Origin of the sequence: Streptomyces sp. NPDC051567 (assembly GCF_044454165.1) — a bacterium.
Classification (GTDB): Bacteria; Actinomycetota; Actinomycetes; order Streptomycetales; family Streptomycetaceae; genus Streptomyces.
On record NZ_JBITDK010000004.1, the window covers coordinates 49,863 to 70,269 of the forward strand.

16 protein-coding genes are annotated in these 20,407 nt (G+C 75.9%); 10 read left to right on the forward strand and 6 right to left on the reverse strand.

Annotated elements, in window-relative coordinates:
- Window positions 1-159 precede the first annotated feature (159 nt).
- Window positions 160-1,548, reverse strand: a complete 1,389-nt coding sequence (locus ACIA5F_RS06245) for a cellulose binding domain-containing protein (protein ID WP_399349698.1) — start codon at window positions 1,546-1,548, stop codon at window positions 160-162.
- A gap of 453 nt (window positions 1,549-2,001) precedes the next feature.
- On the opposite strand from ACIA5F_RS06245, the gene ACIA5F_RS06250 reads away from it, so the two are divergent.
- Window positions 2,002-2,838, forward strand: a complete 837-nt coding sequence (locus tag ACIA5F_RS06250) for a GntR family transcriptional regulator (protein ID WP_399349700.1) — start codon at window positions 2,002-2,004, stop codon at window positions 2,836-2,838.
- Window positions 2,839-2,888: 50 nt separating this feature from the next.
- Here the strand turns inward: ACIA5F_RS06250 and ACIA5F_RS06255 are convergent, their stop codons facing one another.
- Together ACIA5F_RS06255 and ACIA5F_RS06260 are read right to left on the reverse strand one after the other, a co-directional pair.
- On the reverse strand, window positions 2,889-3,734 hold the full coding sequence (locus ACIA5F_RS06255) for a GntR family transcriptional regulator (RefSeq protein WP_399349702.1): 846 nt from the start codon (window positions 3,732-3,734) through the stop codon (window positions 2,889-2,891).
- A gap of 138 nt (window positions 3,735-3,872) precedes the next feature.
- Window positions 3,873-5,405 (reverse strand): IucA/IucC family protein, encoded by a 1,533-nt coding sequence (locus tag ACIA5F_RS06260; protein WP_399349704.1) that lies wholly within the window; start codon window positions 5,403-5,405, stop codon window positions 3,873-3,875.
- Window positions 5,406-5,574: 169 nt separating this feature from the next.
- Between ACIA5F_RS06260 and ACIA5F_RS06265 the strand changes: the two genes are divergently transcribed.
- From ACIA5F_RS06265 to ACIA5F_RS06280, 4 genes are all read left to right on the forward strand, one after another.
- The gene (locus tag ACIA5F_RS06265) at window positions 5,575-7,122 is read left to right on the forward strand and encodes an IucA/IucC family protein (RefSeq protein WP_399349706.1); all 1,548 of its coding nucleotides are present in this window, start codon (window positions 5,575-5,577) and stop codon (window positions 7,120-7,122) included.
- On the forward strand, window positions 7,119-7,772 hold the full coding sequence (locus tag ACIA5F_RS06270; RefSeq protein ID WP_399349708.1) for a class I SAM-dependent DNA methyltransferase: 654 nt from the start codon (window positions 7,119-7,121) through the stop codon (window positions 7,770-7,772). The genes ACIA5F_RS06265 and ACIA5F_RS06270 overlap by 4 nt, the downstream gene beginning before the upstream one ends.
- A gap of 150 nt (window positions 7,773-7,922) precedes the next feature.
- Entirely contained in the window at window positions 7,923-9,446 is a 1,524-nt protein-coding gene (locus tag ACIA5F_RS06275) for an FAD-binding oxidoreductase (protein ID WP_399349710.1), read from the forward strand.
- Between the two features lie 77 nt (window positions 9,447-9,523).
- On the forward strand, window positions 9,524-10,477 hold the full coding sequence (locus ACIA5F_RS06280; protein WP_399349713.1) for a hypothetical protein: 954 nt from the start codon (window positions 9,524-9,526) through the stop codon (window positions 10,475-10,477).
- Here ACIA5F_RS06280 and ACIA5F_RS06285 read toward each other — a convergent pair.
- Window positions 10,437-10,823, reverse strand: coding sequence for a hypothetical protein (locus tag ACIA5F_RS06285; protein WP_399349714.1), 387 nt, complete (start codon window positions 10,821-10,823; stop codon window positions 10,437-10,439). The genes ACIA5F_RS06280 and ACIA5F_RS06285 overlap by 41 nt on opposite strands.
- A 133-nt stretch (window positions 10,824-10,956) precedes the next feature.
- Here ACIA5F_RS06285 and ACIA5F_RS06290 point away from each other — a divergent pair, with 133 nt between their 5' ends.
- The 4 genes from ACIA5F_RS06290 to ACIA5F_RS06305 all read left to right on the forward strand — a co-directional run bounded on the left by ACIA5F_RS06290 (window position 10,957) and on the right by ACIA5F_RS06305 (window position 15,399).
- Entirely contained in the window at window positions 10,957-12,297 is a 1,341-nt protein-coding gene (locus ACIA5F_RS06290) for a sensor histidine kinase (RefSeq protein WP_399349716.1), read from the forward strand.
- Window positions 12,294-12,974: a response regulator gene (locus ACIA5F_RS06295; protein ID WP_399349718.1), complete on the forward strand. Its 681-nt coding sequence runs from the start codon at window positions 12,294-12,296 to the stop codon at window positions 12,972-12,974. The genes ACIA5F_RS06290 and ACIA5F_RS06295 overlap by 4 nt, the downstream gene beginning before the upstream one ends.
- A gap of 164 nt (window positions 12,975-13,138) precedes the next feature.
- Complete coding sequence (locus ACIA5F_RS06300; protein ID WP_399349720.1) at window positions 13,139-14,182, forward strand: alpha/beta hydrolase; 1,044 nt, start codon at window positions 13,139-13,141, stop codon at window positions 14,180-14,182.
- The gene (locus ACIA5F_RS06305; RefSeq protein WP_399349722.1) at window positions 14,179-15,399 is read left to right on the forward strand and encodes an acyltransferase; all 1,221 of its coding nucleotides are present in this window, start codon (window positions 14,179-14,181) and stop codon (window positions 15,397-15,399) included. Before ACIA5F_RS06300 ends, ACIA5F_RS06305 begins: the two co-directional genes overlap by 4 nt.
- A gap of 130 nt (window positions 15,400-15,529) precedes the next feature.
- On the opposite strand, the gene ACIA5F_RS06310 is transcribed toward ACIA5F_RS06305, so the two are convergent.
- Window positions 15,530-15,952: a DUF350 domain-containing protein gene (locus tag ACIA5F_RS06310; RefSeq protein ID WP_399349723.1), complete on the reverse strand. Its 423-nt coding sequence runs from the start codon at window positions 15,950-15,952 to the stop codon at window positions 15,530-15,532.
- Window positions 15,953-16,346: 394 nt separating this feature from the next.
- On the opposite strand from ACIA5F_RS06310, the gene ACIA5F_RS06315 reads away from it, so the two are divergent.
- A complete protein-coding gene (locus ACIA5F_RS06315; protein WP_399349725.1) occupies window positions 16,347-18,248 on the forward strand; it encodes an ABC transporter ATP-binding protein in 1,902 nt (633 codons plus the stop codon).
- A gap of 86 nt (window positions 18,249-18,334) precedes the next feature.
- Here ACIA5F_RS06315 and ACIA5F_RS06320 read toward each other — a convergent pair whose 3' ends face one another.
- On the reverse strand, window positions 18,335-20,407 hold the full coding sequence (locus tag ACIA5F_RS06320) for an ATP-binding protein (RefSeq protein ID WP_399349727.1): 2,073 nt from the start codon (window positions 20,405-20,407) through the stop codon (window positions 18,335-18,337).

Here is a 20,407-nt window from a genome sequence, read left to right on the forward strand (position 1 = left end):
CGGCGGGGGACGCGCCCGGCCAGGGGGGGGGGCCGGCCCGGGCGCGCGGGCACCCCGCGGCCGCCCCCCGCGGCCCCGGCGGGGGGGGCCCGGGGGCTGCCGCGCCCGGGGGCCCCGCCGTGTCCGTGGGCCGGCCGGGCCGGCCGGGCCGGCCGTGGGTCAGCTGTTCGGGACGGTGTCCTGGAAGGTGGTGCCGGCGCCGCGGTAGGCGTTGATCCGGGCGCTCACCTGGGCCGGGGTGAGGACCTGGTCCTTGACGTGCAGGACGTAGTCCACCTTCTGGTCGTAGGCGCGGGTGTCCGCGCCGAGCGGGGTGCTCAGGTCGGTCAGCCACTGGTTGAAGCTGATCATCATCGGGCGCTCGGGAAGGTAGCGGGCGTCGTGCGTGGCGAAGAGCACGCCGTCGACGTAGTAGGTGAGGGCGGTGTCGTCGATGGTCAGGACGAGGTCGTGCCAGCCCGCGAAGCTGCTGCGCGCCACGGTGTGCTGGTTGACGGTCTCCCACGGGTCGGGGCGGTAGGTCTCCCACGAGGTGGCGAAGAAGATGTTCGAGGTCTCGCCCCAGCCGCCGTTGGGGAGGTACTCGAAGTCGTACTCGGCGTAGTCGTCGGCCATCGGGGCCGTGAGGTCGTTGATGGTGAAGAAGGTCTGGACGACGTGGTCCCCGTCCGGGCCGGACCTCGGGGCGTCGGAGAAGTTGACGCGGGCCGCGTAGGTGCCGTTCTTGAACTTCGTCGCACCGGTGTGGATCTGGGCCTGCCGGGTGGTGGCGCTCGTGCCCGCCGTGGACGCCTCCAGGTTCATCACGGAGTTGCCGCCCTCCGCCGCGAAGCTCACGTTCTCCGCGGCCCAGGTGGCGCCGTAGACGCCCGGTCCGCCGCCGTAGTCGCGGATGCTCCAGCCGCGCGCGGCCAGGGCCGGGTCGGTGTGCGAGGTGTAGTTGAAGTCGTCGAAGAGGGTGGGGCCGCCGGGCTCGGGCCGGGTGCCGCCGGGTGCGGTGCCCCACACGGTGGCGGCGCCCAGCTGGGCGGTGACCTTGTCCCAGTCCCCGTAGGTGGTGCGGGGGCCGCCGAAGGAGTAGTCGTCGGCCTGGTTGAGCATCTTCCAGTCCGTGCGGTGGAAGCGCAGCTGCATGTCACCGGTGTCGGCGCCGGGGGCGAGGGAGCCGGCCCCGGCCTTGAAGGTGATCTCCAGGTAGCGGTCGGCGGTGGCGGTGGGGGTCGCCAGGGTGCCGAAGGTGCCGGTGATCCGGGAGCAGCCCTTGACCGCCCAGGAGCAGGCGAAGCGGTACTGGGCGGTCGGGGCGTCCGCCTTGAAGTAGTAGCGGAGCGTGACCTGCTGGAGCGCGACGGCGCCGGTGCCGTTGTTGACCACCTTGAACCAGGGCTCGGCCTGGTCGGTGGAGGCGCTGCCCGCGCTGGTGCGGTACTGGACCTTGACCGAATCGGCCGCCGCGCCGGCGGGTGTGGCGGTCAGCGCGGCGGAGCCGAGACCTGCGGTCAGGGCGAGGGCCAGGGCGGCTGCCGTCCGGCGCTTGGGGGTTCGCATCGTGCGTTCCTCTCGGGGTGGGGGGATCACGGGCCGTCCGCGCACGGCCACGCGCGCGGACGGCCCGTGGCCGTGTGTCTGTGGGGGGGGGTGGTGCGGGTGGTGCGGGGTGCGCCGGCTACCTCCGGGCCGGTGACCGGACCAGTGACCGGATCAGTGGCCGGGCCGGGCCGGGGAGGAGCGGGAGTGCGGTGCGGCGCGCGGGCATGACGTCGGGTCCCTCACCTGGTCGGGGTGGATGTCCCGGACGCAACTCGCCGCGAACGGTTACCAGTTGACCAACTGATCAAGTGGTCAGCCGGGTGGCTAGAAGGTGACATGGCGGGGTCGGCGCGTCAACCCCGTACGTCACCGGAGTTTCGTCCGGACCCTCGCGACGGCCACCCGTAAGTGGTTGTATGCGACTGGTCAGTTGGAAGGCGGCCGACGGAGAAGCGGGGAGAGGGGCGGCTCGTGACGCAGGAGAAGGACTCCTCCGGCTCGGTGCTCAAGCGGGAACGGGTCCGCGAGCACCTGCTGGGCCTGATCGACGTCCGGCGGCCGGGCGACGCGATCCCCTCCGAGCGCACCCTGTGCGCCGCCCTGGAGGTGTCCCGTCCGACCCTGCGCGCGGCCGTGGACGAGCTCGTCGCCACCGGGGCCCTGGTGCGGGAGCACGGGCGCGGCATGTTCGTCGCGCCCACCAAGATCACTCAGGAGCTCGCCGCCGAGGAAACGGCCCTGGCCGTCCGCCAGGCATCGGGGCACTGGTCGAGCCGGCTGCTGGAGCACTCCACCGTCCAGGCGGGGGCCCGCAGGGGGCGGCGGCTGCGGATCTCGCCCGCCGCGCAGTTGCTCTACATCGCCCGGCTGCGGCTGGTGGACGGGGCGCCGATGGCGATCGAGCACCTGCACATCCCGGCCGACCTGGTGCCGGCGCTGACACCCGCGGAGCTGGAGGCGGGCGACCTCTACGCGCACCTGCGCGACCGGCACGGCGTGCACGTGCACGAGGCGCGGCAGTCGATCGAGCCGACGGTGGTGAACGAGGCGGAGGCGGGGCTGCTGGACGTGCCGCTGCTCTCCCCCGCCCTGCTCATCGAACGGCTCACCACCGATTCCACGGGCCGCCCCGTGGAGTACGTGCACTCCGTCTACCGGGGCGACCGCTACCGGATCGTCTCCCGGCTGGCCCTCGGGGTGGCCCCCGGCTCCCGCGGGCCCGGACACCACCCGGGCATCCCGCCGGGTGACCTCGGCCGCCGGGAGGTCATCACCTCCACCACGACGGGGGACGTCCACACCTTCTGACACGCCCCCGGCGGGACACTTCGGGCGGCACGGTTTCAGGTGACACGGTTTCAGGTGACACGGAAGCCGCCGGCCGCGTGGTCGCGGTGGAGGGTCAGCCGGTCCCAGGTGGGGTAGGCCAGGTCGGTGACGGCGAGCAGCTGGCCGGAGGCGTCGTGCAGGGTGCGTCGTACGGTCAGGCCGGGCGCCGAGCGGGCGGCCGGGGGGTGGGTGGAGCGGGTCATCGTGACGGTCTCGGCGATCCGGCCGGCGACCGCGGCCCGGTCGAGCCAGTGGTGGAGCGGGTCCAGGTCCTCCTCGCGGACGGCCGGCCGGTCGCGGTAGCCGGCCAGTTCCGGGGTCCGCGCGACGATGCCCGGACGGAGGTAGGTCACCGCGTGCTGGAGGGTCTCCCCCGCCGGGCCGCACGCGCGCTGGTGGTGGACCAGGGTGCGGTCCTCGTCGTCCATGCCGAGCGCCTCGGCGAGCGGGGCCGGGACGGTGACCAGGGTCAGCCAGCTCTGGGTGGGCACCGGTCCGGGTGCGGGGGCCGCCGGCGGGTCCGGTTCCCCGGGCCGGGTGACGGCCGGGGCCGTCCCGGCGGCGGCCCGCGGGGCCGCCGGTGGGACGGTCGTCCCCGTGACCGTTCCGGCCACCGGTCCGGTCAGGAGGTTGCCCGGTGTCGCGGCCCGGGTGCCGCGGCTGCCGGTGACGATGAGTCCGGCGTCGCGCAGGCTCTGGAGCGCGGCCCGGATGGTCTGCCGGTTGACCTGGTAGCGGGCGGCCAGGCTGCGTTCGGAGGGCAGTCTGGCGCCCGGACTGATGCGTGCGGTGCGGTCGAGTTCGTGCCGCAACGCTGCGGCGATCCGCTGGTACTTGGGCATGGCGGCGGAGCCGCCCCGCGAAGGGGAGGACATGGCTTCTCCTGTGACGGGTGGTCAAGGACTGCGCGGTCTGCCCGACCAACGTAGCATTGGTCTATACCTCTTCGTGGGACAATCCCGGGGAACCGCTCCCGAAATGGCTGATTCCCCGCCCAGGGCCACCCGGCCCGGTCACCCCCGCAGCGGGTTGGGCAGGGGCAGGTACCGGGCGTCCGCGCCGTCCGCCCGGATCCAGCGCAGCAGCAGGTTGGTCTTGCCCGGCAGGGACGGGGCGTCGAGGAGCTCCGCGATCTCGGGGAGGCCGCGCGTGGTGTCGTAGCGCAGGAACTCCGCGCGGACGGCCGGCCACAGGAACGACGAGATGTCCGGATGATGTGCGGCGAGGGCCCCCGCGATCTCTGTCAGGTGGTTGACCACCAGGCAGTAGACCAGTCGCTGCCAGGCGGCCCCGCGCTCCGTCTCCGGCAGCAGCTTGACCCCCTCCGCGTCGCGGAAGAGCGCCTGTACGGGCGTCCCGGCCGCGTCGACGGCGACCAGGGTGTTCTGGAGGTGGGCCTCCAGGACGACGCCGTGCCGGGCGAACAGCTCCAGCACCGGCGGCACGACCTGGCGCAGGTAGGCCCGCCACCAGGCGGCCGGGTCGGTGGTGCGGGCCGGCGGGCTCCCGGGGGCCGCCTCCGCGAGGGCGGCGGCCAGCAGCGGGGTGGCCCCGGGCGTCACGTGTGCGCGCAGGCCGTCGCGGACGAGGACGGCGAGTTCCTCGAAGGCGAAGCGGGCGGTGCGGTAGCCGCGGTCGGCGAGCCAGGCCGCGGGGGAACCGGTCCGGCGCAGCGCGGCGAAACCGGCCTCCACCGCGGCGTCCGCGCGGCGCAGCGCCAGCAGGTCGTGCCGCCAGAGCCGGCGCACGTCGTTGGTGATCCGGACGTCGAGGCTGAACTTCACGAACCGGTCCACGGCCGGGTCCGGCACGTACAGGGTCCGGACCGAGGCGGTGGGCCAGGCCGGGAGCCGGCCCGGACCGAGGAGGAGGAGCCGCCCGTCCGCGAAGGCCTCGCGGATCTGCGGCCGGGAGCCGACGAGTTCCAGCTGCCAGGGGTGGGCGGGCAGCAGCCGGTACCCGGCGGGCGGGCGCGGGCCGTCCAGGGCCCCGGCGAGCGCGTCGACGGCCTCGGCGGCGGCCTCGCCGCCCTCCTCGCGCGTCTGGTCCTCGCGCAGCCCCAGGAAGACCAGGGGGAAGCGGGCGTGGGCCTCGGGCGCGTACGGCAGCCAGCTCGCGGCCGGGGCGCCGCCCCGGGCCTTGGGGGCCGGGTGGTGCGGATGGCCCATCACCAGGGACTGTTCGGACAGGACGTACGGGTCCGCCGGGGGCGTGGCCGTGGCGCGGGCGGCCAGCAGCGCGGCCAGTGCCGCGCGGCTGTCGGCGATCTCGGCCGGGAGTTCGTCGTTGGGGAGGCCGGTGTAGCGGCGCAGCTCGTCGGAGGTGAGGGTGACCAGTTCGGTGTGGCTGAGCGGACGCCAGCCGTCGGGCGTGCCCAGTTCGGGGTGTACGGGGCGGCGCGAGCCGTGCACCCGGAGCATCCGCCCGCTGCCGCGCAGCCGGTGGACGCCCGCGCCCTGGGGTTCGGCGGCCTCCCGGAGCAGGCAGTTCAGCAGGGGGGTGGCGGCGTACGCGTCGGCGGCGGCGTTGAGGTCCACTGGTTCCATTCGGTGCATCCGGTGCGCCGGGGACGGTCCCCGGAGCGCGGGCCGCGCTCACGGGGCGTACCACCGGCCGTGATCTTCAGTATCCGCGATGATGAACCGGTCATCGTGTGAAGCGATGCCCCGATGCCCTGACGTCCCGATGCCCCTGCCCCGATGTGCGGAGTCCAGCATGCGTTGTCCCGCCTCCCCGGCCGAAGAGGCCGTCGCCACCGAGCTGGCGGCCGTGCGTCCCGCGCTCGGACCCGCGTACGCCGCCGCGTTGAGCGGTGCCCGGGCCGCGGTGCTGACCCGGCTCTGGCGGGGGCTGTCCTGCGAGCCGCTGCCCTGGGTGGTGGGCCGGGAGGAAGGGGCCGGCACCCTGACGCTGCTGCTGGCCGGGGGCGCCCGGCTGACGGGCCCGCGGCCGGACCCGTACGCGACCGCCCCCTACGTGGAGGAACTGGTGCTCGACGGCCGGGCGCACCGGCGGGCGGCGGGGCTCATGGCGGCGCTGGACGTGCCGCACGGGGAGGGTTTCGCCGCCGAACTGGACGACAGCACGGCCTCGCTGGCCCTCTCCCGGGCGGGGCGGCCCGCCGGGCCCCAGGCCCCGGCGGGGGCCGCCTGGGAGTGGGAGCAGCGGGTCGTCGACGGGCATCCCTACCACCCGAACTGCCGTTCCCGGCCCGGTTTCTCGGTGGCCGAGCAGCTGGCGTACGCGCCCGAGCACCGGCCGGTGGTCGAGCTGGGGCTGGTCGCCGTACCGGCCGGGGAGTGTCTGGTCACCGGGGTCTGGCCGGAGGAACTGCGTGACGGCGGGCGGCTGTTGGTCCCGGTCCATCCGTGGCAGGCCGCGCACGTCCTCAAGCAGGAGCGGGTGCGGGCCGGTTTCGCGGCGCACCCGCTGATGGCGCTGCGCACCCTGGCTCCCGTGGCGGGCGGCGCGCACGTCAAGACCGCGCTGAGCACCCGGCTGACCTCCTCGGTGCGGGACCTCTCGGTCTACTCCGTGGAGACGGCGGCGGCGGTCTCCGCCTTCGCGCAGGCGCTGTCCGGGCGGCTCGACGGGCGGCTGCACATCACGCGGACCCTGGGCGCGGCGAGCCCGTACAGCCCGGACCTGGCGGCGGTGCTGCGGGAGCCGCCGGAGGTGTACGCGGACGCCGGGGCGGGCGAGCGGGTGGTTCCGGTGGCGGCGCTGGCGGGAAGCCCGCCGGCGGCGTCGGCCGCGTGGCGGGCCGCGTTCGCCCGGCTCGCGCTCTCGGTGTGCCTGCGCGCCCTGGAGCTCGGGGTGGCCCTGGAGGCGCACGGGCAGAACCTCCTCGTGGTGCTCTCGGCGACCGGCGCCCCACTGCGGCTGGTCTACCGCGATCTGGCCGACATCCGGATCAGTCCGGCCCGGCTGGCCCGCCACGGGCTGGCGGTGCCGCCGCTGTCCGGCCGGCTGGTCACCGACGAGGTGCCGGCCTTGCGGCGCAAGCTGTTCGGCTCGCTGCTGACGGGGACGCTCGGCGCCGTCGCGGGCTCGGCCGGGGCCTTCGCCGAGTGCCTCGCCGAGGCGGCCGGCGTCCCGCCCACCGCCGACACCGGGGCCCTGCTGACCGGGCCGCTCCCGGCCAAGGCGCTCACCCTGATGCGGCTGAGTCCGGGCGTTCCGGGCGATCAGTGGACGGAGCTGGCCAATCCGCTGTCGGGGGGTGAGCGGGGCCGCCCGGCGGGCTACTGTCCGGGGGCATGACAGAGACCTCGTACCTGCACAGCGTGCGGGCGTCCTACGACGCCGTCGCCGTCGACTACGCCCGGCTGCTCGGCGCGGAACTGGCGGGCAAGCCTCTGGAACGTTCGCTGCTGGCCGCGTTCGCCGAGTACGTGCGCGGCGACCAGGCGGGCGGGGGCCGCGCGGTCGCCGATCTGGGGTGCGGTCCGGGGCGGGTGACGGCGCATCTGGACGGGCTCGGCGTCCGGGCCTTCGGTGTCGACCTCTCCCCGGCGATGGTGGCGGTGGCCCGGCGCAGCTATCCGGGGCTGCGGTTCGAGGTGGGGTCGATGACGGCGCTGGACGTGGCGGACGGGGTCCTCGGCGGGGTCCTGGCCTGGTACTCCACGGTCCACACCCCGCCCGGGGCGCTGCCGGAGCTGTTCGCGGAGTTCGCCCGGGTGCTGGCTCCGGGCGGGTACCTGCTGGTCGCGTTCAAGGCGGGCGACGAGCGGGTCCGGCTGGAGCACGCGTACGGGCATCCGGTGGATCTCGATGTGTACCGGACACCGCCGGGGACGGTCGCGGGGCTGCTGGCGGGGGCCGGGCTCGCCGAGGTGGCCCGGCTGGTCCGGGAGCCCGAGGGGCCCGAGAACTGCCCGCAGGCGTTCCTGCTGGCCCGCAAGGCCTGAGCGCCCCGGGCCCGCCCCCTGGCGGTCGGACCCGGCCCGTTCGGCCCGTCCGGGCCGGGCCGCCCGGGCCGTGCGCCGTCCGGGGGGACCGTCCGGGCCGCACGGGCCCGCCTTCGCCCCGATCGGGCCGGGCGGTGGCAGGAAGGAGGGATGAACCTCCACCGCCGCCGGGTCCTGGGAAGCGCGGCCGCCGCCGTCGTGGCCGCCACCGGGGCGGCCGGGGCCCGGCGCGGCCCGGACTTCGGCGCGCTCGCCCGGGGCCTGGACGGGCGGGTGGTGCTCCCCGGCGACCGGGACTACCCGCAGGCCCGGCAGCTGTTCCAGCCCCGCTACGACACCGTGGCGCCGGGCGCGGTGGCCTATCCCGCGCACGCCGGGGACGTGGCCGTCTGCCTGGACTTCGCCCGGCGCCACGCCGTACCGGTGGTCCCGCGCGGCGGCGGGCACAGCTACGCCGGCTGGTCCACCCGGTCCGGCGGCCTCGTCGTCGACACCGGGGCCATGGCCGGGGTGGACGTCGAGGGGACGGCGGTGCGGGTCGGCGCCGGAGCCCGGCTCGCGGACGTGCACGCCGCCCTCGCCGCCCGGGGGCTCGGCCTCCCGGCCGGGCTCTGCCCCTCGGTGGGCATCGCCGGGCTCACCCTCGGCGGCGGCCTGGGCCTGGCCTCCCGGGCCCACGGCACCACCGCGGACCGGCTGACCGGCGCCCGGGTCGTGACCCCCGACGGGGCCGTCCGCGAGACCGGCGAGGGCCACCGGGGGGCGGACCCCGGCCTGTACTGGGCCCTGCGCGGCGGCGGGGGCGGCAACTTCGGGGTGGTCACCGAGCTGCGCCTGCGCGCCCACCCGGTCGGCGACTGCGCCTTCGCCGAGCTCCACTGGCCGGACGGCGCCGACGCGGCGGTGGTCCGTGGCTGGCAGCGCTGGCTGGGCGCGCTGCCGGACCCCTTCTGGAGCCAGGTCGAGTTCGTCGTCGGCGCCGGGCCGGTCCCCGCCCCGGCGGTGCGGGTCGTCTGCCTCGACGGGCGCGGCGAGCTGGAACGGCAGCTGACCCGGCTCTGCGGCCTGGTCGGCGGGGACCCCCGGGACAGCTGGACGGTCGTCCGCGGCTACGGGGAGACCGTCCGGGCCATGGCGGGCTGCCTGGAGCTGAGCGCCGCCCGGTGCCGTCTGCCGGGCACCCTGCCCGGCCGGGACCCGCGGGGGCGGCTCGGCCGGGACTGCTACGCCGCCCGCTCCGACTTCTGGCCGGGCCCGGGGCTGCCCGGCCCGGCGGTCGGCGCGGTGCTGGACGCCCTGCGCCGGTACGCGGCCACCGCTCCGCCCGGCGGCTTCGGGGTGGTGCAGCTCGACGGGGTCTGCGGCGGCGCGGTGAACCGGGTGGCGCCCGCCGCGACCGCCTTCGTCCACCGCGACAGCGCCTTCCTCGCCCAGTACCTGGCGTACTGGCCCGCCTCGGCGACGGCCGCCGAGGCGGCCCGGCACCAGGGGTGGCTCGACGGGCTCTGGCAGGAGCTGCGCCCCTGGGCGGGCGGGCGCGCCTACCAGAACTACACCGACCCGAAGCTCACCGGCTGGCGCGATGCCTACTACGGCCCGAACCTCCCCCGGCTGGAGGAGGTCCGGCGCGCCTACGACCCCGACCGGCTCTTCCGTTTCCCCCAGGCCGTCTAGTCCCGGTCCGTCCCCCGCCCCGGACCGGGCGGGCCGGACGGCGGGGCCTGGCCGGCCGCGACGAACAGGAGCACGACATGCGACGCACGTTGACGGTGACGGCGGCGACGGCCGCCCTGCTGCTGCCCGGCGGACCGCTGCCGGCCGCCGGGTCGGGGGAGACGGCCCGTGCCGCCGCCACCCACTGGTCCGCGCGGGAGGCCCGGTCCTTCTGGACGGCCGGGCGGATGGCCTCCGCCCGCCCCGCCGGCCCCGCCACTCCCTGGCCGGGCGCCGGGACGGTCCCCGCGACGGCCAGGGAGACCACCGCCGGGCCGGGCACCGGGGAGGACTTCGACGGCCTCCCGGTCGTCGGCCGGATGTTCGTCATGAAGGACGACGGGGCGTACTTCTGCACCGCGAGCGTGGTCTCCTCCCCCGGTCGCGACCTGGTGCTCAGCGCCGCGCACTGCCTGCTGGGCACGGACACCCGCCAGGTGGCCTTCGTCCCGCGGTACACGATCGAGAACCCGCAGCCGTACGGCATGTTCCCGGTCCTGCGGGGGAGCGACGGGCGTTCGAAGGTGTGGATCGACCCGCGCTACCGCTCCCGGGGCGCCGACCGGGGCGCCGCCTTCGACGTGGCCTTCGCGCAGGTCGGACCGGATACCGGCGGCTTCCCGGTGGAGGACGTGGTCGGCGGGAACCGGCTGGTCACCGGGGCCGGTTACGCGCACGAGCGGGTCTCGCTGATCGGCTACCCGGCCACCGCCGCGCGCCCGCGCCTGTGCGTGAACCGGACCACCCGGTTCACCAGCGCCGACCCGGGCATCCCGGGGACGTTCCTGCGCATCGACTGCACCGGCTATCCGGGCGGGACCAGCGGCGGCCCGTTCCTGACCCACTTCGACGAGCGCACCGGGACCGGTGACGTGGTGGGCGTCATCGGCGGCTGGAAGACCGGCGGGGACACCCCCGACACCTCGTACAGCTCCTACTTCGGCACGGAGGTCAGGGAGCTGTACGAGAAGGCGGCTGCCTCGGCGGAGTGAGGGCGCGGGCCCACCGGGTCCGGCGCGGGTTGCCGACCGTGCGCGGGGTGGCCGGGACCCCGTCGGCGGTCAGCGGGTCGGCGGCGGCCAGGCCGGACCGGCGGCGCAGCTCGGCGAGGGCCGTGTGGACGGGCCCGAGGACGGCCCCGGCGTGCGGGCCGAGGTGGGCGAGGGCGTGCGCGGTGGTCTCGATGGCCTCGGCGGCGTCCTCGGCGGCGCCCCGGCTCCACCCGCCGGGCCCGTCCCGGCCCCGCAGGACGACGGCGTCGTAGAGGTGGCAGGCGGCATCGGCCATGGCGTCGGCCCGTTCCCCGACGCCCGGCGCCGCGATGGTCGGCAGCTCCATGCCGGGTCAACGAGCCGGGCCCGCCGGGGGAACGAACGGACGGCCACCGGATCACGCCTCCGGGCCCGCCGGGGAGCAGGGGAGCAGCGGGGTTCAGGGGGATCAGCGGGGCATGCGCTTAGGCTGGCCGGTCATGTGGAAGAGAGTCCGTCACCGTACGCCCGCCCGCGCCGCGGCTTCCGCCGGTTCCGGGGCCCGCGTGCCCGGGGCGCTGGCGCAGCTCGCCGTGGTGCTCCGTACGCCCGCCCGCGCGGCCGAGCCGCTGTTCGCGCGGGCGCCCCGGCGCTGGCAGCGGCTGCTGCCCTTCGCCGTCGCCGCCTGCTTCGTCCTGTCGCTGCTGCCCGTGACGATCGCGGTGCTGGCCAACGACTACCGGATGGGCGGTGGCTGGGCGGGTGCGCTGGGCGTGGCCCAGACCGTGCCGCTGCTGCTGGCCGTGACCCGGCCGCTGCCCGCGTGGGCCCTGGTCCTGTTCGCGGACACGGCCGCGGCGGCGCTGCTCACCGACGCCGGGCAGGTCGCCGGGCAGAGCTGGCCGTGGCCGCCGATGACCATCGTCGGCTATCTGGTGCTGATGGTCTGCCTGGGGCTGCGGGGGTCGATACGGGTCCTGGTCGGGGTGTGGCTGGCGACCGGGGTGGTGGGGGGTGTGCTGGCCTTCTCCCGGCCCGACGGGGCCAATGACACGGCGGCCCTGCTCCTCGTCCTGAGCGGTGTGGTACTGGCGCTGACGGGGGCCCTGCGCGGGCTGGGCGACGCCCAGCAGCGGATCGCCGAGCAGGAGAGCATCAGCGAGGCCGAGCGGTCCCGGCGCACGCTGCTGGAGGAACGGGCGCGGATCGCGCGGGAGCTGCACGACGTGGTGGCCCACCACATGTCGGTGATCACCGTGCAGGCCGATTCCGCACCGTACCGGCTGCCCGGCATGGAACCGCCCGTGCGGGAGGAGTTCGCGGCGATCGCGGCCAGTGCGCGCGAGTCGCTGGGCGAGATGCGGCGGCTGCTGACGGTCCTGCGCGGTGACGGGGCGGACGGCGCGGGCGGCGGGGAGCGGGCCCCGCAGCCCGGGATCGGCCGGCTCCAGCAGCTGGTGGAGGCGACCGTACGGGCCGGGCAGCCGGTGGAGCTGTCGCTCGCCGCCGGGGCGGCCGGGGCGGCGCCGCCCGCGGTGGACCTCTCCGCGTACCGGATCGTGCAGGAGGCGCTCGCCAACGTGGTCCGGCACGCCCCGGGCGCGCGGACCCGGGTCTCGGTCTCCTGCGACGCCGGGGAGGTCCTCGTCCTCGTGGTCAACGGCCCGGCGCGGGACGCCGTGGTGGCGCTGGAGAGCTCGGGGACGGGGCACGGGCTGGTGGGGATGCGCGAGCGCGTACGGTTGACGGGCGGGACGCTGGACACCGGTCCGCTGCCCGACGGCGGCTTCCGGGTCGCCGCCCGCCTCCCGCTGGACCAGCTCACCGAGGACGACAGTTGACCATCCGCGTGATCATCGTCGACGACCAGGCCATGGTGCGGGCGGGGTTCGCCGCGCTGTTGTCGGCGCAGGCCGACATCGACGTGGTGGGCGAGGCCCCGGACGGGCGCGAGGGGGTGCGGGTCTCGCGCACCGTCCACCCCGACGTGGTGCTGATGGACGTGCGGATGCCGGAGATGGACGGGCTCACGGCGGCCCGCGAGATCCTCGACCCGCCGCCCGGGGTGACGCACCGGCCGAAGGTCCTGATGCTGACGACCTTCGACATAGACGACTACGTGTACGAGGCGCTGCGCGCGGGCGCCTCCGGGTTCCTGCTCAAGGACGCACCACCGGCCGACCTGATCGCGGCGGTCCGGGTCGTCGCCTCGGGCGAGGCGCTGCTCGCGCCCTCGGTGACCCGGCGGCTGATCGCCGACTTCGTCCAGCAGCGGCGGGCGCCGCGCCGGGACCCGGCGCTGCGGCTGAACGGTCTGACCCCGCGGGAGACGGAGGTGCTGGAACTCATCGCGCGCGGGCTGTCGAACCAGGAGATCGCCGGGCAGCTGGTGCTGGCGGAACAGACGGTGAAGACGCACATCGGGCGGGTGCTGGGCAAACTGGACCTGCGGGACCGGGCCCAGGCCGTGATCTTCGCCTACGAGGCGGGCCTGGTCCGCCCGGGCGACTCCCCCTGACCACCCGGCCTGCCTGACCGGCTCCGTCTCCTGCACCGCCTGCGGCCCTCCCGTCTCCTCCACCCCCTACCGGGGTATGACAGCGGGTTTGGCTCCCTGGTGCGACGTGCGATCGGGTACCTCCTTCGTACCTTCCTCCTCGTCACGAGGAGAGGAGAAGGGGCATGCGCCGCTTCGGAAAGACGCTGGTCACGGCCGTGCTGGCGGTGGCCGTCGGCGCGGGGACCGCGGGTGGGGCTCCGGGCGCGGGGCGGCGGGCGGTCACCGGGCCGCCGCCGGGCAGCGACGCCTGGCGGGCCGACACGCTCCCGGGCCGTGCGCTGCCCGATCCGGAGCGGGCGCCGGCGGGCGAGGTGGCCCGGTTCTTCGCCGGGCTGGACGAGGGCGCGCGGAAGGAACTCCTGCGGCGCCACCCGCTGGTGGTGGGCAATCTGGACGGGGCCCCGCTCCCGCTGCGGTACGAGGCCAACCGGGTCGCCGTCCGCTCCACGGGGGAGGCCCGGTACGCCTCGCTGGCCGCGCCGGACCGGCAGATCCTCGCCTTCGACCCGCGCGGGCGGGGCCAGGTCGCCGAGGTGTTCGGGGACGCGGAGCGCGCGGAGCACCTCGCGGTGGTCGTGCCGGGGGCGGACAACGACGCCGCCACCCACGACCGGCCGCGCGCGGTGGGCACCGGCCCGGCCGGGATGGCGCGGGCGCTGCGGGAGGCGGCCGGCGGGGCCACCGCGGTGATCGCCTGGACCGGCTACACCACTCCGGTCGGGGTCGGCCCCGACGCGGCGGGCGGGCGGCTGGCCGAGGCCGGTGCGGTCCGTCTGGCCCGGTTCACGGCGGGGCTCGACGCGGCGGGCACCGCCGACCCGGCGCTGTTCTGCCACAGCTACGGCTCGGTGGTCTGCGGGCTGGCGGCCCGGCACACGGACGCCACCGACCTCGTGGCCGTCGCCTCCCCCGGGATGCGCGCCGCCACCGCGGCGAAGCTGCGGACCGGCGCCCGGGTCTGGGCGGCCCGGGGTCCCTCCGACTGGATCGCCGACATCCCGAACGTCGAGTTCGCCGGGATCGGCCACGGCGCGGACCCGGTCTCCGCGGCCTTCGGCGCCCGCCGGGTGCCCGCCTCCGACGTCCGGGGCCACACCGGCTACTTCGCGCCCGGTACCCGTTCCCTGGCGGCTTTCGCGGCGATCGCGACGGGAGGGCTCCGATGAGCGCCGCGCGGGTCGTGCAACGGTGGAAGGACACCGCCGGACGGATCGACCGGCGGACCCCCGCCCACCGCGACCGGGCCGTGGACGGGCTGCGCGCCCTGGCCCTGCTGGCCGTGCCGACCGGGCACTGGCTGCTCGGCGGCTTCACCCTCGACCCCGGCGGCGGCCTGCGCAACGCCAGCCCGCTGTCCGCACTCGGCTGGCTCGCCCCGGCCGGCTGGGTACTGCAGATGCTCGGCGTCTTCTTCCTGGTCGGCGGTTACGCCTCGGTCCTCTCCTACCGGCGGCGCACCGGCTCGGCCGGGGCGTGGCTCAAGGGCCGGATCGTGCGGCTGGGGCGGCCGGTGCTGGGGGTGACGGCGGTGTGGGCGGTGGCCGCGCCACTGCTGTACGCGGCCGGGGTGCCGGAGGTGACCTTGCGGACCGGGGCGACGCTGGTGGTCCAGCCGCTGTGGTTCGTCGGGGTGTACGTGGTGGTGACCGCGCTGACCCCGTACTGCGTCCGGGCCGCGCGCCGGCTCGGCGGCTGGGCGGCGGCTCCGCTGCTCGTCGCGGTCGCCGTGGTGGACCTGCTGCGTTACGGGCCGTTCGCGGATTCCGTGCCGTCCTGGCTGGCGCTGCTGAACGTCCTGCCGGGCTGGCTGTTCGCGTACCAGCTCGGCGTGGCCTGGGGGGAGCGGCGGATCGGCGGGCGCGGGGCGTGGCTGCTGCTGGCCGGGGGGACGGCGCTGTTCGCGGTGCTGCTGGTCGTCTTCGACTACCCGGCGTCGATGGTGGGCGTGCCGGGCGAGGCCCGGACCAACTCGCATCCGCCCTCGCTGCTGGTGCCGGCGCTGGCCGCGGCGCAGTCGGGTGCGGCGATCCTGCTGCGGGACCGGCTGGCACGGCTGCTGGCACGGCCCGCGCTGTGGGCCCCGGTGGTCGTGATCAACCTGTGCGCGATGACGATCCTGTGCTGGCACCAGACGGCGATGCTGGCGGCGGCGGTCCCCGGCTCGTTCGTGGGTGAGGTGGCGGGGCTGACGACGGCGCCGGACGGTCTGGGGTGGATCGCGGCGCGGCTGATGTGGATGCCGCTCTTCGCGGTGGTGCTGGTGTGTCTCGCCCGGTACGCGCGGCGGTTCGAGGAGCCGTGGCACGGGGCCACGACGCTGCGGCGGGCGGTGACGGGTCTCCTGGCGGCCGGGTTCGCGGTGTTCGCGCTGGGTCTCGCCTGAGGGGAGGGCGGCGGCGGACGGACGCCAACCCCCGGACACGGCGGAAGCGCCGCTCCCCGAAGGGGGCGGCGCTTCCGCCGTGGTGCGGTGCCCGCGGTGCGAAGGGGTGCTCCGCGGCGGGCTCTTCGCGTCAGGCGATCGAGGCGGCGACGATCGCGGCGACGGCGAGGTTGCAGGCGGCCGAGACCCAGACCGCCGGGTGCGGCTGCGGGTCGACCACGATGGCGCCGAGCTTGCCCGGGGTCACCAGGTCCAGGACGAGGAAGGCCACCGCCATCATGACCAGGCCGAGCAGGCCGAAGGCGGCCGTGGAGAGCAGGCCCTTGCCGAAGTCCTCGTACGTCGTCCAGATCGAGGTGAAGACGATGCCGCCGATGCCGAGGAGCGCGGAGCTCAGCAGGACGGCCGCGTTGCGGTTGCGCTCCTCCCAGATCTGCTTGGGGAGCTTCCCGGGCGTCAGCACGTCCACCAGGACGATGCCGAGGATCAGCAGGACCAGACCGAGGGCACCGAACGCGCTGGTGCGGCCGAGTCCGTTGATGATGTCGCTCATTGAGAAGCCTGTCTCCACGTGGATGAAAAGGGGGTGGGAAGAGGTGCCACCGGGAGGCCGAATCTATCGCACGGCCGTGCGGTGGACCATGGGAGGCCGGGAAGGTCACGGTCACGGCCGTGCGGTCCGGCGCAACGGGTCCGCCTGCCGGAACAGCGGGGCCGCCGGGGCCCGCCGGGTCCCGGTCCTGCCCGGCGCCCCGTCCACGACCCGTGGGGCACCCCTTCGCGGAGCGCCCGGAGGTGACGGCCGCCGCGTGCGGTGGCCGGAAAAGAGCACCGGGGCGGTCTGCCCCCGGGCACCCCGGACGGCCGGTCCCTACGCCCCCGGCACTCCCCCTTCGTCTCTCCGCTCCCCTTGACCTCGTCTTTGGTTGAGGTTTTAGCGTGCGGGCATGGACATGGAAGTCACTGCCTGGACCTCGCTCCAGAACACGGTCAACGCCCCGGAGCACCGGCGTCCCCTCTCCCGGGCGGGTCTGCGCCGGATCGCCGCCTTCGCCCGCCCGCACCGGCGCGGGCTCACCCTCTTCCTTCTGCTGAGCGTGGCGACCGCGCTGCTCGCGGTCGCCACGCCGGTGCTCGCCAGCCGGGTCGTCGGCGCGATCGTCGACGGCCGCGACAGCGGTACGGTCACCCGGCTCGCCCTCCTCATCGCCGTGATCGCCCTCGCCGAGGCGGGCCTCGGCCTGCTGACCCGCAAGCTCTCCGCGACCCTCGGCGAGGGGCTGATCCTGGATCTGCGGACGGCCGTCTTCGACCATGTGCAGCGGATGCCGGTCGCCTTCTTCACCCGGACCCGGACCGGGGCGCTGGTCAGCCGGCTCAACAACGATGTGATCGGCGCCCAGCGGGCGTTCAGCGACACCCTGTCCGGGGTGGTCACCAACACCGTGACCCTGCTGCTCACCCTCGTCGTCATGCTCAGCATCTCCTGGCGGATCACCCTGCTGGCGCTGGTCCTGCTGCCCGTGTTCGTCCTGCCGGCCCGCCGGACGGGGAGGCGGATGGCGGCGATGCGGCGGGAGGCTTCGGCCCTGAACGCCGCGATGGGCACCCAGATGACCGAGCGGTTCTCCGCCCCGGGCGCGACCCTGGTCAAGCTGTTCGGACGGCCCGCCGAGGAGTCGGCGGAGTTCGCGGCGCGGGCGGCGCGGGTGCGTGACATCGGCATCCGTACGGCGATGGCCCAGTCGGTCTTCATCACCGCCCTCACCCTGGTCTCGGCCCTCGCCCTCGCGCTCGTCTACGGGCTCGGCGGGCACTACGCCCTGCGCGGGAGCCTCGACGCGGGGTCCGTCGTCGCCCTCACCCTGCTGCTGACCCGGCTGTACTCGCCGCTCACCGCGCTCGCCGGGGCCCGTGTCGAGGTGATGAGCGCCCTGGTGAGCTTCGAGCGGGTCTTCGAGATCCTCGACCTGGAGCCGCTCATCGCCGAGAAGCCGGACGCCCGCCGGGTCCCGGAGGGGCCGGTGGCCGTGGAGTTCGAGGGGGTCTCCTTCGGCTATCCCGCCCCCGGCAAGGTCTCGCTCGCCTCGCTGGAGGAGGTGTCGGCGCTCGATGCCCGGGGCGGTACGCGGGTGCTGCACGAGGTGTCGTTCCGGGCCGGACCCGGCGAGCTGGTCGCCCTGGTCGGCTCCTCCGGCGCCGGCAAGTCGACCATCGCCCAGCTGCTGCCACGGCTCTACGACGCGGACGCGGGCGTGGTCCGCCTGGGCGGGGTCGACGTACGGGAGCTGACGGCCGAGTCGATCCGCGAGACCCTCGGCATGGTCACCCAGGACGGGCACCTCTTCCACGAGTCGGTACGGTCCAACCTGCTGCTGGCCCGGCCCGGGGCGACGGAGGCCGAGCTCTGGGAGGCCCTGCGCCGCTCCCGCCTGGACGGGCTCCTCGCCTCGCTCCCGGACGGCCTGGACACGGTCGTCGGGGAGCGCGGCTACCGGCTGTCGGGCGGGGAGCGCCAGCGGCTGACCATCGCCCGGCTGCTGCTGGCCCGGCAGCGGGTGGTGATCCTCGACGAGGCCACCGCCCATCTGGACTCCACCTCCGAGGCGGCGGTGCAGGAGGCGCTGGGCGAGGCCCTGGCGGGGCGGACCGCGGTGGTGATCGCGCACCGGCTGTCGACCGTGCGGGCCGCCGATCTGATCCTGGTGGTCGAGGAGGGCCGGATCGTCGAACGCGGCACGCACACCGAGCTGCTGGCCCTGGGCGGGCGGTACGAGGAGCTGTACCGGACCCAGTTCGCGGCGGGGGACGGGGCCGGGGCGTCGGCGGCCCGCGGTCCGGGGCGCTGACGGCCGCCGCCGCGGCCGGATCACGCCCGGCCACCGGGCCCGCGTCCGCCCGTCCGGGGTCACTCGCCCGGGGTCGCCCGACGGGTTCAGCCGTCGTACGGGAGGGTTCTGGTGCGCAGGGCGTGGCCGTGGCGGACCCCCTCCAGGAAGGCCGCCTCGTACGCCTGGTCGCCGAGGGCGCCGCGGGCGGTGCGCTCGAACTCCTCCCGTACGGGGGCCAGTTCGGGGGTGCCGCGCTGCGGGTGGCCCACGGCCTGCCAGTAGGCGTGGCCCGTGCCGTACGCGCGCGCGGCGCCCGCGCCGTCGCCGGCGGCGGCCCTGGCCGCGGCGAGCAGGTCGAGGCCGAGGGCGGTGCCGAAGCTGTCGCACAGCTCCCGCTTGCTGTCCAGCATCGCGCGGGCGTGGACGACGGACTCGGCGGGGCGGCTCTCGAAGAGGGAGATCAGGGCGAGTTGGTAGTCGGCGTAGGAGCGGGTCCAGTGCTCGTCACGGTCCACGCAGCCCGACCGCAGCAGTTCGGCCTCCGCGCGGGCGTCGGTGAACAGGCCCATCCCGGTGAAGGCGAAGACGCGGACCAGATGGCAGCGGATGCGGGCCGCCGAGTCGAAGGGGGTACCGGGCCGGGCCTCCAGGGCGTTGTCCGAGATGATCCGGGCGGCGAGCGGGCGCCCGGCCAGCAGGTGGCTCAGGCCCAGCAGGTAGGCGGCGTCCAGCGCGGGCCGCGGGTCGCCCCCCGGGCCGCTGCCCGAGGTCAGGGCCTCGCAGGCGACCGCGAGTTGATGGGCCTGCTCCTGTTCGCCCTGGAGCAGCAGGATCACCCCGAGGGCCCAGAGGGCGCGGACGCGGTGTTCCGGGTCGGCCGCCTCGGGCCGCGCGGTGTTCAGCGCCCGTTCCAGGTAGCCCCGCGCGGCGTGCAGGTAGCCGCAGCAGGCCCAGAAGAACCCGACCCGTCCGGCCAGGTCCAGGGCGCGCGGGGGGTCGGTGTCCAGGTAGTGGTCCAGGGCGGCGCACAGGTCTCCGTGGACCGCGGCGACGCGCCGGTACCCCGCGCGCTGCCCGGGGCCGAGCCAGTCCCGTTCGGCCGCGCGCACCAGGCCGGTGAAGTACGCGGCGTGCCGGTCCCGCAGTACGTCCCGTTCGCCGATCCCGTCGAGCCACATCGCCCCGTACTCGCGGATCGTGTCCAGCATCCGGCAGGAGCCGTCGGCGGCGCGGCGCACGACGGACTTCGAGACCAGGGCCGCGAGCAGGGACGGGACCTCCTCCTCGGTGAGCGGGGCGGCGGAGCAGACGGCGCGGGCCGCCGCCTCGTCGAAGGTGCCGCCGAAGACGGAGAGCCGCAGCCACAGGAGCCGTTCGCGCGGCTCGCACCACTCGTGGCTCCAGCCGATCGCGGTCCGCAGGGCGCGGTGGCGCGGCGGCTGGACGGGGCTGCTGGTGGTCAGCGCGCCGATCCGGTGGGCGAGCCGTTCGGCGAGTTCCTCGACGGTGTGGTCCGTGAGCTGCGCGGCGGCGAGTTCCAGGGCGAGGGGGACCCCTTCCAGGCGGTCGCAGACGGCGCGGGCCGCGATGAGCCTGCGTACCGTCCAGGGCGGGCCCTGCGCCGGGGCGGTCTCCACGGCCCGCGCGGTGAACAGGGCGAGGGCCTCCCCCGCGCCCGCGCCGTGCGGCAACGGTCCCAGTTCCAGGACGTGTTCGCGGGCGAGCCCGAGCGGCTGGCGGCTGGTGAGGAGGAGGACGAGGTGCGGGGCCGCGCGCAGGAGGTCCCGTGCGAGGGCGCGCAGGGCCGGGACCAGGTGTTCGCAGCAGTCCAGGACGAGGAGGAGGCGGCGTGCGCCGATCCACTCCCGGACCGCCTCGGCGAGGGTGCGGGTGGTGTGGTCGGCGAGGTCGAGCGCGTCGGCGACGACGTCGACGAGCAGGCGGTCGTCGGGGAGCGGGGAGAGGTCGGCCCAGTGCACCCCGTCGGGGAACGGGCCCCCGGGGCCGGTGGCACGGGCCAGGGCGTGGCGGACCAGCCGGCTCTTGCCGACGCCGCCCGGCCCGGTCAGGGTGACCAGCCGCCCGCTCGTGAAGGCCGCTTCCAGCGCGGCCAGTTCCTCTTCCCGCCCCACGAAGGAGGCGGCTTCGCCGTCGTTCGCCGCGTCATGTCCCAGCAC

What these genes read in the sequence shown, in the direction of transcription:
- ACIA5F_RS06245 (WP_399349698.1), bottom strand. Translation starts at nt 1,548, where the DNA reads ATGCGAACCCCCAAGCGCCGGACGGCAGCCGCCCTGGCCCTCGCCCTG.
- ACIA5F_RS06255 (WP_399349702.1), bottom strand. Translation starts at nt 3,734, where the DNA reads ATGTCCTCCCCTTCGCGGGGCGGCTCCGCCGCCATGCCCAAGTACCAG.
- ACIA5F_RS06260 (WP_399349704.1), bottom strand. Translation starts at nt 5,405, where the DNA reads ATGGAACCAGTGGACCTCAACGCCGCCGCCGACGCGTACGCCGCCACC.
- ACIA5F_RS06265 (WP_399349706.1), top strand. Translation starts at nt 5,575, where the DNA reads ATGCGTTGTCCCGCCTCCCCGGCCGAAGAGGCCGTCGCCACCGAGCTG.
- ACIA5F_RS06270 (WP_399349708.1), top strand. Translation starts at nt 7,119, where the DNA reads ATGACAGAGACCTCGTACCTGCACAGCGTGCGGGCGTCCTACGACGCC.
- ACIA5F_RS06275 (WP_399349710.1), top strand. Translation starts at nt 7,923, where the DNA reads ATGAACCTCCACCGCCGCCGGGTCCTGGGAAGCGCGGCCGCCGCCGTC.
- ACIA5F_RS06280 (WP_399349713.1), top strand. Translation starts at nt 9,524, where the DNA reads ATGCGACGCACGTTGACGGTGACGGCGGCGACGGCCGCCCTGCTGCTG.
- ACIA5F_RS06285 (WP_399349714.1), bottom strand. Translation starts at nt 10,823, where the DNA reads ATGGAGCTGCCGACCATCGCGGCGCCGGGCGTCGGGGAACGGGCCGAC.
- ACIA5F_RS06290 (WP_399349716.1), top strand. Translation starts at nt 10,957, where the DNA reads ATGTGGAAGAGAGTCCGTCACCGTACGCCCGCCCGCGCCGCGGCTTCC.
- ACIA5F_RS06300 (WP_399349720.1), top strand. Translation starts at nt 13,139, where the DNA reads ATGCGCCGCTTCGGAAAGACGCTGGTCACGGCCGTGCTGGCGGTGGCC.
- ACIA5F_RS06305 (WP_399349722.1), top strand. Translation starts at nt 14,179, where the DNA reads ATGAGCGCCGCGCGGGTCGTGCAACGGTGGAAGGACACCGCCGGACGG.
- ACIA5F_RS06310 (WP_399349723.1), bottom strand. Translation starts at nt 15,952, where the DNA reads ATGAGCGACATCATCAACGGACTCGGCCGCACCAGCGCGTTCGGTGCC.
- ACIA5F_RS06315 (WP_399349725.1), top strand. Translation starts at nt 16,347, where the DNA reads ATGGACATGGAAGTCACTGCCTGGACCTCGCTCCAGAACACGGTCAAC.